Source organism: Mycolicibacterium sp. 624 (assembly GCF_040548615.1).
Classification (GTDB): domain Bacteria; phylum Actinomycetota; class Actinomycetes; order Mycobacteriales; family Mycobacteriaceae; genus Mycobacterium.
Genome location: NZ_JBEPRZ010000004.1, coordinates 308,073 through 321,781, shown reverse-complemented (window position 1 = coordinate 321,781; position 13,709 = coordinate 308,073). Strand labels below are relative to the sequence as shown.

Sequence of the window (13,709 nt, the reverse complement as noted above, 5' to 3'; positions counted from 1 at the left end):
CATGAACAGCACGCCTACCAGCGGAGCATCGGCATCGGTCGGAGTGGATGTGTCGAGGTCCAGCGCGCCGCGGTGCGCAGCAGCAGGGCGTGAAAGCCCTCGTATGGGAAAGCCTGCACGACGTCGGATATCTGAGACCGTGTCAGCTCCTTGCGGAGCAGGCCCTTGGTGACGTCAACGCGATCGGCCACCCGGAACGTCTCGACCCATTCGTCTCGGCAGGGGCGCACCTTATGGTGCAACGCCACCATCTGCCTCACCCGGTCGACGTCACCGATGCTGAACTTTGGCGCCAGTTCGTCAACCCGTTGCAGCGAGGGCGGGATGTAGTCCCACCCCGTTATCCAGATTCCGATGTCATGCAGCGCCCAGGCTAGTGCGATCTCGTCGGGAATCATGTCAAGCCCCAACAGCATTCGCTGATAGTTGAGACCGCGGTACACGTGGTTGCGGTAGCGAACCGCGTCGTCTCCCAGCCCGTCCCGGAAGTCGTCGAGCACGCTGTCGACAACGGCGTGGCTGGTCAGAACGGTCTGCACAGAATCACCCTAGGCCGTGACACCGTCACCCGCGCGTGTTCTGCGCGATGCAAACCGCTGCAACACTGTGCCCTACGGTGGATGTCACATTTCCGACCAGACTTCCCGGAGCACCAGAGGTGACGCGACTAAACTCTCAGCAACAGTTGAAGGGCATTGGGATGAGGAGTATTTGGCGTGATCTCGGGGACGATGAAGATGCTTACGTCGGTCAGGCTCGCTGAGCGGTGACAACGGCGCGGCGCACTGTGATTGGGGTGGTGACGTTTGTCCTCGGCGTCGCCGTGGCACTCGTTGTGGGAGTGGTCACCGTGGGCGTGGCCGCTGCTGTCGTGGACGTTCCTGCCGTGTTCCTCGGTGCCGGATTGCTAGCAGTCGTCGTCGTCACCTTTCTGTTGGCCCTGTGGGGGTTTCGCCTCCTAGGCGTGCAGCGCCGAACGGCAGCTGCGGTGATCCTGAGCGGCGTGGTCGGCATCATGGTGGTCGTCGTGGCCGCGTCGACGATCCTTGTGCCGTTCCGGCTTCAGCCGCCTACGGAGACGCCGGCCGACGTCATGTTCTGGGATCTGCCGTCGGGATCGCGCATAGCCTACGAACACGCTGCGGCGGGTGCGAGCACGACCAGCGAACCGCCGGTGATCTTTCTCCACGGCGGACCGGGGACGCCAGGTGAGGGCATCCCGATCGGTGGCGCCGAACTCGCCGCCCGGGGATATGACGTCTACGCCTACGACCAGGTTGGTGCCGGCCGGTCCACCCGACTCGACGACGTCAACGAATACACAGTGCAGAGGCAGGTGGACGACCTCGACGAGATCCGACAGATCCTTGGCGCTGAGCAGCTCATTCTCGTCGGCCGCTCATGGGGAGGGTCGCTGGCCGCCCAGTACCTGGCGGCGCATCCAGACCGGGTGGCCAAGGCGGTCTTCGTGGTGCCAGGAGCGATCTGGCCGTCGGCGTACCCCGATGGCATCGGTGAACCCTGGCACTCAATGACCCCCTCAACACAATCGCGCTACGACGAACTGACGAGCAGCCTTCGAGTGCTCGTTCAGTCACTGTTGCTTAGCATCAGTCCGACCGCTGCCCACGCCTTCGTTCCGGATGCAGAGGCCGACTCATGGATGCACGAAGTCGCTTTGACCGGTCAAGACGGCGCATCATGCGCGCGCGGTGCCACGGCGGAGGCGCACGACAATCCTCAGGGTTTCTACGTGAACCAAATGACCACTGCGGACTTTGACTCCATACCTGATCCGCGTCCGCGTCTGAGCGGAGTACAGGTGCCGGTACTGGTCATCGGAGCCCAATGCGACTTCATCCGCTGGCCAGTCACGCGTGAGTATCGGGACGTGTTCCCCAATTCGACGCTGGTCGAGGTCCAGGGTGCTGGTCACGCGGTCTCCGCGGAGCAGCCTGCGCTCTACACGGAATTGCTGGAGACCTTCCTCGACGGTCAACAGCTGCCGCTGCCGGCCTATACATCCGAAGACCCCCCTGCCGAGCGGTGGACGCGCTAGCGCAGTGTCGCCACGGCAACTCAGCCGGAAGTCACCCCAAAAACGTAGGCGCCGGACAAGAATCAGCGGATGCGCTTCGGAAACTTCATGGCTCCCTTCCACCCCACCGGCCAGAACCCCACACTCGCCATCGAGCGAGACCTCGATCTGATCGTGACGATGGACCGTCTCGGATTCGACGAGGCATGGATCGGCGAGCACCACTCCGCCGGGTTCGAGATCATCGCGTCGCCGGAAGTCGTCATCGCCGTCGCCGCGGAGCGCACCAAGCACATCAAGCTCGGCACGGGCGTCAGCTCGCTGCCCTACCACCACCCCTTGATGCTCGCCGATCGGATGGTCCTGCTCGACCACCTCACCCGCGGTCGCGTGATGCTCGGTTGCGGCCCTGGCCAACTCACCTCCGACGCGCACATGCTCGGCATCCCTGCCGACGAGCAGCGGCCGCGGATGGAGCAGTGCCTCGACGCCATCATGCGCCTGCTTCGCGGCGAGACCGTCACCATGCACACCGACGGGTTCACCCTGCAGGATGCCCGCCTGCAGCTCAAGCCGTACAGCGACCCGTGCTTCGACGTCGCGGTCGCGGCGTCCTTCTCCCCCACCGGCCCGCGTGGCGCCGGAAAGCACGGCATCGGGATGCTGTCGATTGCCGCCACCGCCAAACAGGGCATGAATCTGCTTGCCCACCACTGGTCTACGTGGGAGGAAGTGGCGCTTGAGAACGGCCACATCGCCGACCGCTCGAAGTGGCGGCTCGTCGGCCCGATGCACCTCGCCGAGACCCGCGAACAGGCCGAGCGTGATGTCGAGTACGGCATCGCGGAGTTCTCCCGCTACTTCTCACACATCCTGCCTGCGGGACCGGTACAGGGTGAGACGCCGGCCGAGATCATCGCCAACAACCGCGAGTCCGGCTTCGCCGTGATCGGCACCCCCGAGGACGCGATCGCCAAGATCGAAGAACTCATCGAGGCGAGTGACGGCGGCTTCGGGGCCTTCCTGCTCTTCGACCACGACTGGGCGCCGCCGGCGGCAAAACTGCACAGCTACGAGCTGTTCGCGCAGTATGTGATGCCGCACTTCACTGGCCAACTCGCGGGACCGGCCGCCTCATGCGAATGGGTGACTGAGAGCGGGACCGAGTTCGTCGACCGCGCCGCGCACGCCATCGGCAAGGCGATCGAGGACCACGCCGCGGAGCAGAGTGCCAAGCAGGCGCCCGCGATCGACTGAGTCATGGCCTTCCGTCCCGGCCCACCCATGCGAGGAACTCGGCAGCGGAGAACACGGGCTTGCCCCACTCGCGCGCCTTGCGGGCCTTACCGGACTGGCTGCCGACCTCCGCGGTGATCAGCACCTCGCAGCGCGTCTTGGAGACCGACGCCACCGGCACCAGTCCGGCCCGCGCCGCCAGGTCCTGCATGTCGTCGCGCTCGACGATCCGGCCTGCCCCGTCCTCGGCGGTTCCGGTGAAGCACACCCGCGCGCCGGGCACCAGGACCGAGGCGATGTCGCCGCCGGCGAGGACGGACTCGAGCGTCTCGTCCACTATCGCGATCCCCAAGAACCGCTCGGCCTCGCGCAGGCGGCCCAGTACTTCCACGGTCACGGGTGTCCGCGATGCAGCAGAACGCAATTGGTCAGCAACTGTGTGCCGAGCGGCCGAATGCCAGGGCGTGTCGGTATCCGCACCGGATCCCGTGTCCATCGGTTGGGAGGCGTCATGTCCCAGCAGGGTCGCGCCGATGCGGCGGCTGATGTCCAGCAGTGCGGACAGCCCCGGGAGGTGAGCCGATGCCGGGGTCGGCTCACTGGGGGTTCGGCTGACGAGGCGCCCCGAGAAGGACTCCAACTCGGCGTCCTCGAACGGCGACGAACCGGAATCCTCGCGACCTGAACCGGAGAACGCGTCAAGCACGGCCCGGGCGCGCTCGAGCGCCGTGGTCGCCGAAAGGCCGCGACGGTGTTCCGGGGTGAGAGCCGACTTCGGCACGTCGGCGCCCAGGGGTATGGGCATGACGAGCCCGAGGCGCTTGAGTTCGAAGTCGATGAGGCCCAGCACGTCATCGATACCGACGCCGACCGGTGTGCAGCCAGCCAACATCGGCGCGACGATCCCCCAGACCTCGGCCAAGGTCGGTGCCAACAGCACGTCGGACACCGTGATTCCGTAGGCCTGCCGGGCATCGGCGAGATCGCGCTGCGGGTTGACCAGCGTGCTCAGTGAGGTTCCGTCGTCGAACGCGACGGCGAACTCCACCGGCCGTGGCCGTGACATCCGGCCCTCGTCGCCGACTGTCAACATGCCGATCCCGCAGTAGCGCCGGGCCCGGTCGTCACGCATTGCCTGGCGCAGAAACCGAACCACCCGTCGGTCAGTCTTCAAGTCCTTGGGCAGCACCGGCCGTTTGAGCACCAGCCCGCTCATCGAGGTACACCGGCTCAACGCGACGTACAGCTGACCGGACGAGAACATTCCGCCACTCAGGTCGACGACCATGCGCTCCAGCGTCTGACCCTGGCTCTTGTGGATGGTGATGGCCCACGCGAGTTTGAACGGCAACTGCGTGTAGGTGCCGATCACCTCGCGGCGCAGCGACCCGCCGTCGACGACAGGCGTCGTCGCCTCCCATGTGTAGGGCCGCACATCCGCGGTATCGCCATCGGCGAACTCGACGGTGACCACCAGGCCGTCGTCCATTCGTGCTGCGGTCACACGTCCCAGCGTCCCGTTGACCCAGCGATCGAATTGGTCGTTGGTCAGCATCATGATCTGTGCGCCGATCTTGAATCGCAGCGTCTCCTCGACTGGCGGGTCGAAAAGGCTCAGATCACCGGATCGTGTCGCGATGTAGGCGATTTCGTCGCCCGGCAACCGCTCCAGACGCTCACGGTTCCTGGCGGTGACGATTCGATTTGTGGGCGCGAGCGTGAGCCAGAACTCGTCGTCGGGTGGGACGAAGTCCGGGTCTGTTCGGGCGTTCAGCTGCTCGCGGGCATGCCCCACCAGCACGCCCTCTCGAATCTCGTTCAGAATGGCCGCCATTCGGTCGTCACCCTGCTGACGGAAGACGGTGGTGAGGGCGACCGTCGGGAAGTCGTCGACGTGAAAGCTGTCGGCGGAGAAGAAGTACGGGGTGGCATATCGCGCGTTGAGGTAGCCCGCCTCGGCTTCGTGGACCACGGGCGGCAGCTGATAGAGGTCACCGACGAGGACCACCTGAACGCCCCCGAACGGTGCTCCCGGTACGGGACCGAATCGTGTCAGCGCCGCCGCGACCTGGTCGAAGAGGTCGGCCCGAACCATCGACGACTCGTCGATGATCAAAGTGTCGAGCGACCCGAGCAGCTTGGCGAAACGGCCCGGGTAGTACCGGCCGGTGCGGACGTCGTCGAGCGTCGTCGTCGTGGAGAAGCTGAACAGCCGGTGGATGGTGTACCCGTCGACGTTCAGCGCGGCGATGCCGGTCGGGGCGACGACGACCACATTGCGATCGGTCTCGGCGATGAAGCGCCGGATCAGCGTCGACTTGCCCGTGCCCGCCTTCCCGGTCAGAAACAAGTGCCTGCCACCGCCGAGCAGTGCGAGCGCGTCCTTGAACTCGTCGGTCAGGACGAGTTCACGGTCCGACCCGGTCATCCTGAACATTCAACACGCTCAGGAGTTCTTCGAGACAGAAGGACCTCCCCGAAGCCGCCCGGCAGGGGATGGACATTCCAATGTCCCGGGCGAAAGATCAAGTGAGCCGCCCTGTCCGCGAGCCTTGGAGGAGTCATGACCACGACTGATCCGACGTTCTACCGCAGCCCGGTCCAGGCGGTTGCCGCCGCCCCCGAACGACTCGCCTACGTCGTTGCATTCGACCCGACGAGCAAGCAGAACGACGCGCTTGCCGTGGTCGACTGCGACCCCGAGTCCACCACTTTCGGTGGTGTGGTCGGCTGGACCGAGCTACCTACATCCGGCAACGAACTACACCACTTCGGCTGGAACGCGTGCTCGAGCGCGCTCTGCCACGACGGACATGGCGAGCACGGGCACGGCCGTCACGAGGCACTCGAGCGGCGGTATCTGCTCGTGCCGGGCCTGCGCTCGTCGCAGATCTATGTCCTCGACACCAAGCCCGATCCTCGCCATCCGGTGGTGACCCACACGATCGAGGCCGATGAGCTGGCGGCCAAGGCCGGTTACTCACGCCCGCACACGGTGCACTGTGGACCCGGAGGCATCTTCATGTCGGCGCTGGGAGGCGCCAACGGCTCGGACGGTCCCGGCGGCATCGCGCTGATCGACCACGACACGTTCGAGGTCATCGGCCCTTGGGAGGTCGACCGCGGACCGCAAGTCCTGGCGTACGACGTCTGGTGGCACCTCAATCACGACACCGTGATCACATCGGAGTGGGCCTCACCGTCGATGATCGAGGACGGCCTCAACCCCGAGGACTTGCTCGGGCACAAGTTCGGCCACCACATCGACTTCTGGAGCATGTCCGAGCGGAAGCTGACTCAGCGCGTCGACCTTGGCGAGCAGCACCAGATGACGCTCGAGCTGCGACCCGCGCACAACCCCTCCAAAGCGTGGGGATTCGTCGACACGGTCATCAGCACCGAGGACCTGTCCGCGTCGGTGTGGCTGTGGCACAAGGACGGTGATCAGTGGGCGGTCGACAAGGTCATCACGATCCCGGCCGAGCCCGCCGACCCCGACGACCTGCCGCCGCTGTTGAAGTCCTTCGGTGCGGTTCCACCGCTGGTCACCGATATCGATCTGTCAGTCGATGATCGATGGCTGTACGTATCATGCTGGGGCACTGGCGAACTCAAGCAGTTCGATGTCAGCGATCCGCTCCATCCGCGCGAGACGGCGTCGGTGCACCTCGGCGGAATCGTGCGGCGCGAACCGCATCCGGCGGCTCCCGAGTCGCCGCTGGCCGGTGGACCGCAGATGGTTGAGATCAGCCGCGACGGCCGCCGGGTGTACCTGACGAACTCGCTGTACTCGTCCTGGGACGACGTGTTCTACCCTGACGGCGTCGGGGCGTGGATGACGAAACTCGACGCCGACATCTCCACGGGAGGCCTTGTTTCCGACAGCACGTTCCTTCTGCGCGGCGACGACTTTCATGGTCTTCGAGTCCACCAGACCCGACTCCAGGGTGGCGACGCCTCGAGCGATTCGTACTGCTACACCCGCTAAACGTCGCCCCTCCCCAGCACGCCGCAGTTGAGGCGGATGCCTCATGCGCCCCGCCGATGCCCGGTGGACGATTTCCCCATGGCTTGTGGAACGCCATATGCGAAGAGCATGGGAGGCAGTCATGTTCACCATCGAGGAACTGGCGGGAATTCCGCTGTTCTCAGCGCTTGAGGACAAGGCACTCGAATACCTTGCCGGCGAGGTTGAGGACATCCATCTCACGCCTGGAGAGTACGTGGCCCACGAGGGTGAGGGTCGCGCCCTGGCGATCGTGGTCGAGGGTCAGGCAGAGCTGACGAAACTCGTGAACGGCGTCGAGCAGGTGATCGGTGTCCGGCATCCCGGGGAGCTCGCAGGCGAGATCCCCATGACGCTCGGCACTCCCCTGCCCGCCAGCATGCGGGCCGCCGAGACGTCGCGCGTCCTGAAGGTGACCACGGAGGTGTTCCACACCCTTGCGGCGATGGCGCCCGAGATCTCCGCAACGGTCGGTGCTGCCGCATTGGATCGCATGGAGATGCTCAAGATCGCCGCCGCACAGCCGCCCGAGCCGGGGATCTTCGTCATCGGTCCGCGCCTGGATCCGGGCGTTCACAGCTGTGACAGCTTTCTGCGCCGCAACCAGATCCCCTACGAACGCCTTGACCCAGACGATCCCGGCGCTATTGCACGGACCGGAGGTCGTGTCTCCGCAGCCGCCCCGTATCCGGTGGTGGTGCTCCGCGATGGCACCCGGTTGATCGCGCCGACGATGCGTGACGTCGCCACGGGCGCTGGGCTGACAGTCGCGCCGGGCTCGGCGCGATACGACCTGGTGATCGTGGGCGGTGGCCCGGCGGGCCTGACGGCGGCGGTCAACGGCGCATCCGAGGGGCTGCAGACCGGGCTGATCGAGTCCTTCGCCCCGGGCGGGCAGGCCGGCACCTCGACCAGGATCGAGAACTACACGGGGTTCCCATTCGGCGTCTCCGGAGACGAACTCGCGAGCCGGGCACTGCAGCAGGCGAGACGATTGGGCGCTGAGATCGTCGTGACCCGACGGGTCGAGGCCATTGACCCCGCCGAGATGACCGTCACGCTGGATGGCGGGGACGTTCTTCAGACGAGGTCGATCGTTCTCGCGATGGGCGTGCAATGGCGGCGCCTCGACGTCGATTCGATCGATCGCTTCGTCGGCTCCGGCGTCTATTACGGTGCCGCACGCAGCGACGCCAACCTCACGCAGGGTAACGATGTGTACCTGATCGGCGGCGGCAACTCGGCCGGCCAGGCCGCGATCTTCCTCGCCAGCCACGCGCGGTCGGTGACGCTGCTCGTGCGAGGCGAATCGCTGGCGGCGGGCATGTCCGCCTACCTCGTTGAGCAGATCGCGACGAAGGCCAACATTCGGGTGGAAACCGGATCCGAGGTTGTCGCGGTACACGGCGACGAACGCCTCGAGGCGATCGACGTCATCGACCGCAGGACCGGCGTCACATCCCGACGGGACACCGGGGTGCTCTTCGTCCTCATCGGCGCTCAGGCATCGAGCGACTGGCTGCCCTCGCAGATCGCCCGCGACGAACACGGTTTCGTCTTGACGGGAGTCGACGCAATGAGGGCCGAACAGTGGACGGCCGACCGCGAGCCTTTCGCCCTCGAGACGAGCGCCCCGGGAGTGTTCGCCGTCGGCGACATCCGTTCCGGATCGGTGAAGCGCGTCGCGGCATCCGTGGGTGAGGGCGGCGTGGCGATCGCCCTCGTGCACCGCTACCTACAACTACTGCCAGCTGTGCACGCACAGTCGGATGCGTTGGCGCCGAACGTCACCGACGTCCCAGACCGAAAGCGTTTTGAGATCACAGCCGACGGGACTGTTCTCGGCTTCGCCGAGTATCGACGCCGGCCCGGAGTCATCGCCTTCACTCACACCGAGATCGACCCGTCGCACGAGGGCGAGGGGCTGGGCACGCTGCTCGTCAAATCCGCGCTGGACACCGCACGGGCGCAGGGGCTAGCGGTGATACCCATCTGTCCGTTCGTCCAGAGATTCATCGCCCGTCATCACGAGTACCTCGATCTCGTGCCGGTGCAACGTCGCAAGAAGTTCGCGCTGGACTGGCCGGTGCAGCCGAACTGATCAGGCGCCGAAGCGAAGCGCGACGAGGGCGGCGAAACGCGCCGCCCTCGGCCGACGCGTGGTGCGCGCCATCGCCTGCGCGCGACCCGCGATCGCGGTGCTCAATCCGTTTCGTCGTGTGCCGACGACGTGCAGCGGCAGGATTCGAGGCTCCTTCGCCACGGTCCTGAACTTCTCCTCCGATGCCGTCTCCGGCGCGTCATCGGAGCTCGCGATCAGGAAGCGATCCGGCAGCGAGAGCTTGCATATCGTGCGCACGGTGTGCCAGAACTGACGGGTCAGTGGACCCGTCGTGTACGGCAGGTCGTACTCGGCAAGGAGTGCCTGAACTCGTCCCGAGATCTCGGGGAGCCTATTGCTCGGCAGGTCGGGGAACAGGTGGTGCTCGATCTGGTAGCAGAGGCTTCCGCTCATCAACCTCATGACCGGACCGGCGTTGAAGTTCGCGGTTCCCAGCATCTGCCGCAGATACCACTCCGACTTCGTCTCGTTCGCGACGGCTTCGGGAGTGAACTTCTCCGCGCCGTCGGCGAAGTGCCCGCAGACGATGACGATGTACGCCCACCCATTGCGGAATCCGCCCGCGACCAGATTCGCCAGGAACGTCCGGAAGAAGCGCCGTCCGCTGAGCGCCGGGAAGAACAGATAGTCCTTGCTCGCCTGGCGAACCATCTTGCGGACCATCGCCCGATGAAGGTCGGCCTTGACCTCTTCACTCGTCTCGTGGTCCTGCTCGGTGGCCAGGTCGTGCAGTGCGATGCCCCACTCGAAGACGATGGACAGCAGCAATGCCCACAGGGGCGCCCACCGGTGACCGGGCTGCCACTCCTGGTCGCGGCTGACGCGCAGGACGCCGTAGCCGAGGTCCTCGTCCATGCCGATCACGTTGGTGAAGACGTGGTGGCGATAGTTGTGGGCGTGCCGCCACTGGGAGGACGGACCCACCATGTCCCACTCCCAGGTGTTGGAGTGGATCTCCGGGTCGTTCATCCAATCCCACTGCCCGTGGATGATGTTGTGGCCGAGTTCCATGTTCTCGATGCACTTGGACACGAGCAGGCCGACGGTTCCGGCCGTCCATCCGGTCTTGCTCCTGCTGCCGAAGATCGTCAGTCGGGAGCCGATTTCAAGGCACCGTTGAAGCCGGATGACGCGCTTTATGTACGCGCGATCGGCTGTGCCGAGTGACGCCTCGACGTCGCGACGGATCTCGTCGAGCGAACGCCCGAGTGCCTCGACGTCGGCGTCGCTCAGGTGCGCGTACTCAGCTACTTCGGTGATGGCAACGGTGCATCACACCCCAACGACGAGGAGCGGATGCGGACGGAGCAACCGGGCCTGACAGGCACGGACAATGACCCACTCCATCCTGGACTACGGCGACTTCCTCACCGCGATCCCACAATGTATCCGTAACCGGAGGTGTCGCACAATCGGTCCAGTCCGAGTGCTGTGCCGAGAACAAAGATGGGCCGAGCATGTCGAGACTGGAGTCACGGCTCCGTCCCAGGGTTGAATGCGGCCACCGAGGCCGCTCCAGAGAAGGGAACCCAACATGAAGTACCTGCTGCTCAAGCACTACCGCGGCGCTCCCGAGGCCGTGAACGGCGTGCCGATGGACCAGTGGGCGCCGCAGGAGATCGACGACCACGTCCAGTACATGAACGACTTCGCCGCCAGACTCGAGGGCACCGGTGAGTACGTCGACAGCCAGGCGCTCGCGCCCGAGGGGGCGTGGGTCCGGTATGACGGGGAGGGCCGCCCACCCGTCACCGACGGGCCATTCGCGGAGACCAAGGACCTGATCGCAGGCTGGATGATCATCGACGTCGACACCTATGAGCGCGCGCTCGCCCTGGCTGGCGAGTTATCGGCGGCCCCAGGAGCCGGCGGCAAGCCGATCCACGAGTGGCTCGAGGTGCGCCCGTTCCTCACCGCACACCCGACGGTCACCGAGTGACGTGATGGATGACCTGCCGCTGCGGGAGTTGACGCCCGCGGTGATCGGCGTCCTCGTTCGTCGCGGAGTCGACTTCGCGACGGCCGAGGACGCCGTGCAGGAGGCGCTCGTTGCGGCCGCGCTGGCCTGGCCCGACCAGCAGCCCGCCGATCCGAAGGGCTGGCTCGTCACGGTCGCGTGGCGCAAGTTCCTCGACGCGCACCGATCGGAGAACTCGCGCCGCGACCGGGAGCAGCTGGTCGCCGTCGAGCCGGCTCCCGGACCGACTGAGTCCGCAGACGACACGTTGCAGCTCTTCTTCCTGTGCGCGCATCCATCGTTGTCCTCGGCCTCCGCGGTGGCGCTCACGCTGCGCGCCGTCGGAGGCCTGACCACCCGGCAGATCGCCCAGGCATATCTAGTACCGGAAGCGACGATGGCGCAACGGATCAGCCGCGCCAAACGCACGGTCCGCGACGTGCGGTTCTCCGAGCCGGGCGACCTGGGCACCGTGCGGCGCGTGTTGTATCTCGCCTTCAACGAGGGCTACACGGGTGACGTCGACCTGGCGGCCGAGGCGATCCGGCTCGCACGTGAGTTGGCGTCGAGGACCGAGTCCGCCGACGACTATCCGGAGACCGCGGGACTCTTGGCCCTCATGCTGCTGCACCATGCCCGGCGGCCGGCTCGGACTCGAGACGACGGCAGCCTGGTCCCCCTGGCCGAGCAGGACCGCACCCGCTGGAACACCTCGCTCATCGCCGAGGGCGTCGTCATCCTGCAGGAGGCGCTCAGCCGCGACCGACTCGGCGAGTTCCAGGCGCAAGCGGCGATCGCTGCGCTGCACGCCGATGCGCCGCGCGCCGAGGAGACCGACTGGGTGCAGATCGTCGGCTGGTACGACGAGTTGCTCCGGCTCACAGGAAGCCCGGTCGTGGCGCTCAACCGGGCCATCGCGATCGGCGAGGCCGACGGCCCGACAGCGGGCCTCGCGGCCCTGACCGAGGTGGACCCGGGCCTACCTCGCTACCCCGCCGCGTCGGCCTACCTCCACGAGAGGGCCGGCGACCTGGCGACCGCAGCACGGCTGTATGCCGAAGCCGCCCAGTCCGCTCCAAATCTGGCAGAACGCCACCACCTCACCAAGCAGGCGGCGCGGATTGGCCGGACCCTTCGCGACATCGACTAGACGACGGTGGCCTACCGTCGGGCAGTATGAAGTTGACGCTCAGTGAGGCCGACGCCGCCTTCCGCGACGAGTTGCGAGAGTTCTTCACCACGCAGATCCCCGCGGACATCCGCGAGCGGATGCGAGCGGGCCAGGTCCGCTTCCCCGACGACGTGACCACGGCGCAGCGAATCATGAACCAACGCGGCCTCGCAGTGCCGAACTGGCCGGTGGAATGGGGCGGCCAGGACTGGACACCGCTTCAGCGACAGATCTGGTCCGACGAGATGCGGCTGGCGTGTGTACCCGAGCCGCTGGCGTTCAACGCCAGCATGGTCGGCCCGGTGATCGCCGCCTTCGGTTCGCAGGAACTCAAGGAGCGGTTCCTGGCACCAACCGCGAACCTCGATATCTGGTGGTGCCAGGGCTTCTCCGAGCCGGAGGCCGGTTCCGATCTGGCATCGGTCCGCACCACCGCAGTCCGTGACGGCGATTCCTACGTGATCAACGGTCAGAAGACGTGGACCACGTTGGGCCAGTACGCCGACTGGATCTTCGTTCTCGCGCGCACCGACCCGGACGCGCCCAAGCGGCAGGCGGGCATCTCCTTTCTGCTCGCCGAGATGTCGACGCCGGGCATCACGCTGCGCCCCATCAAGACGATCGACGGCGGCTATGAGGTCAATGAGGTCTTCTTCGAGGATGTCCGTGTCCCCGCCGATCAACTGGTCGGCGAGGAGAACAGCGGCTGGACCTACGCCAAGTTCCTTCTGAGCAACGAGCGCACCGGCATCGCCAGGATCGGCACAACGAAGGTCTGGCTGGCCCAGGTCAAGGAGCACGCCGCGAACACACCGACCGAGGACGGCACGCTGCTCGACGATCCGCTGTTCGCGGCCCGCGTCGCGGAGGTCGAGAACGAACTGCTGGCTCTGGAGCTCACGCAGCTGCGGGTCAGTGGTTCGGAGGCCGACGGCAAGCCGAACCCGGCGTCATCGATCCTCAAGTTGAAGGGCAGCCAGCTTCAGCAGGCGGTCACCGAGTTGTTGATCGACGTCGCTGGCCCCGACGCGTTACCAGTCGGCGCCAGCGACATCGACACGCCGGCGTGGGCTCAGCTCGCCGCGCCGAAGTATCTCAACTACCGCAAGGTCTCGATCTACGGCGGGACCAACGAAGTGCAACGCAATATCGTCGCCTCGACGATTCTGGGACTGTGAG

Annotated in this window: 11 protein-coding genes; 8 read left to right on the top strand and 3 right to left on the bottom strand. The window is 66.1% G+C overall.

Annotation, left to right across the window (positions count from 1 at the left end; translation table 11 throughout):
- Positions 1 to 14: 14 nt before the first annotated feature.
- The gene (locus tag ABIA65_RS18075) at positions 15 to 539 is read right to left on the bottom strand and encodes a hypothetical protein (RefSeq protein ID WP_354524423.1); all 525 of its coding nucleotides are present in this window, start codon (positions 537 to 539) and stop codon (positions 15 to 17) included.
- 257 nt (positions 540 to 796) lie between these two features.
- Here ABIA65_RS18075 and ABIA65_RS18070 point away from each other — a divergent pair, with 257 nt between their 5' ends.
- Both ABIA65_RS18070 and ABIA65_RS18065 read left to right on the top strand, forming a co-directional pair.
- Positions 797 to 2,059, top strand: coding sequence for an alpha/beta fold hydrolase (locus tag ABIA65_RS18070; protein WP_354524422.1), 1,263 nt, complete (start codon positions 797 to 799; stop codon positions 2,057 to 2,059).
- 69 nt (positions 2,060 to 2,128) lie between these two features.
- On the top strand, positions 2,129 to 3,295 hold the full coding sequence (locus ABIA65_RS18065; protein ID WP_354524421.1) for an LLM class flavin-dependent oxidoreductase: 1,167 nt from the start codon (positions 2,129 to 2,131) through the stop codon (positions 3,293 to 3,295).
- 1 nt (position 3,296) lies between these two features.
- On the opposite strand, the gene ABIA65_RS18060 is transcribed toward ABIA65_RS18065, so the two are convergent.
- Entirely contained in the window at positions 3,297 to 5,702 is a 2,406-nt protein-coding gene (locus ABIA65_RS18060; protein ID WP_354524420.1) for an AAA family ATPase, read from the bottom strand.
- A 135-nt stretch (positions 5,703 to 5,837) separates the two neighbouring features.
- Here ABIA65_RS18060 and ABIA65_RS18055 point away from each other — a divergent pair, with 135 nt between their 5' ends.
- Both ABIA65_RS18055 and ABIA65_RS18050 read left to right on the top strand, forming a co-directional pair.
- Positions 5,838 to 7,262 (top strand): selenium-binding protein SBP56-related protein, encoded by a 1,425-nt coding sequence (locus ABIA65_RS18055; protein WP_354524419.1) that lies wholly within the window; start codon positions 5,838 to 5,840, stop codon positions 7,260 to 7,262.
- Positions 7,263 to 7,383: 121 nt separating this feature from the next.
- On the top strand, positions 7,384 to 9,381 hold the full coding sequence (locus tag ABIA65_RS18050; protein WP_354524418.1) for a GNAT family N-acetyltransferase: 1,998 nt from the start codon (positions 7,384 to 7,386) through the stop codon (positions 9,379 to 9,381).
- Here ABIA65_RS18050 and ABIA65_RS18045 read toward each other — a convergent pair whose 3' ends face one another.
- Entirely contained in the window at positions 9,382 to 10,413 is a 1,032-nt protein-coding gene (locus ABIA65_RS18045) for a fatty acid desaturase family protein (RefSeq protein WP_502919581.1), read from the bottom strand.
- On the opposite strand from ABIA65_RS18045, the gene ABIA65_RS33500 reads away from it, so the two are divergent.
- The 4 genes from ABIA65_RS33500 (at position 10,399) to ABIA65_RS18030 (ending at position 13,708) form a co-directional block, all read left to right on the top strand.
- Positions 10,399 to 10,569 (top strand): hypothetical protein, encoded by a 171-nt coding sequence (locus tag ABIA65_RS33500; RefSeq protein WP_502919580.1) that lies wholly within the window; start codon positions 10,399 to 10,401, stop codon positions 10,567 to 10,569. The two genes, ABIA65_RS18045 and ABIA65_RS33500, sit on opposite strands and share 15 nt — an antisense overlap.
- 367 nt (positions 10,570 to 10,936) lie before the next feature.
- Positions 10,937 to 11,341, top strand: coding sequence for a YciI family protein (locus tag ABIA65_RS18040; RefSeq protein ID WP_354524417.1), 405 nt, complete (start codon positions 10,937 to 10,939; stop codon positions 11,339 to 11,341).
- A 4-nt stretch (positions 11,342 to 11,345) separates the two neighbouring features.
- Positions 11,346 to 12,509 carry an RNA polymerase sigma factor gene (locus tag ABIA65_RS18035; protein ID WP_354524416.1) on the top strand — a complete coding sequence of 388 codons (1,164 nt, stop codon included), beginning with the start codon at positions 11,346 to 11,348 and terminating at the stop codon, positions 12,507 to 12,509.
- Between the two features lie 26 nt (positions 12,510 to 12,535).
- A complete protein-coding gene (locus ABIA65_RS18030; protein WP_241400202.1) occupies positions 12,536 to 13,708 on the top strand; it encodes an acyl-CoA dehydrogenase family protein in 1,173 nt (390 codons plus the stop codon).
- Position 13,709 lies beyond the last annotated feature (1 nt).

Bases quoted from the DNA above. Each gene is read 5' to 3' on its own strand.
- ABIA65_RS18055 (WP_354524419.1), top strand. From the start codon at position 5,838: ATGACCACGACTGATCCGACGTTCTACCGCAGCCCGGTCCAGGCGGTT.
- ABIA65_RS18045 (WP_502919581.1), bottom strand. From the start codon at position 10,413: ATGGAACTCGGCCACAACATCATCCACGGGCAGTGGGATTGGATGAAC.
- ABIA65_RS18065 (WP_354524421.1), top strand. From the start codon at position 2,129: ATGCGCTTCGGAAACTTCATGGCTCCCTTCCACCCCACCGGCCAGAAC.
- ABIA65_RS18040 (WP_354524417.1), top strand. From the start codon at position 10,937: ATGAAGTACCTGCTGCTCAAGCACTACCGCGGCGCTCCCGAGGCCGTG.
- ABIA65_RS18030 (WP_241400202.1), top strand. From the start codon at position 12,536: ATGAAGTTGACGCTCAGTGAGGCCGACGCCGCCTTCCGCGACGAGTTG.
- ABIA65_RS18035 (WP_354524416.1), top strand. From the start codon at position 11,346: ATGGATGACCTGCCGCTGCGGGAGTTGACGCCCGCGGTGATCGGCGTC.
- ABIA65_RS18060 (WP_354524420.1), bottom strand. From the start codon at position 5,702: ATGACCGGGTCGGACCGTGAACTCGTCCTGACCGACGAGTTCAAGGAC.
- ABIA65_RS18050 (WP_354524418.1), top strand. From the start codon at position 7,384: ATGTTCACCATCGAGGAACTGGCGGGAATTCCGCTGTTCTCAGCGCTT.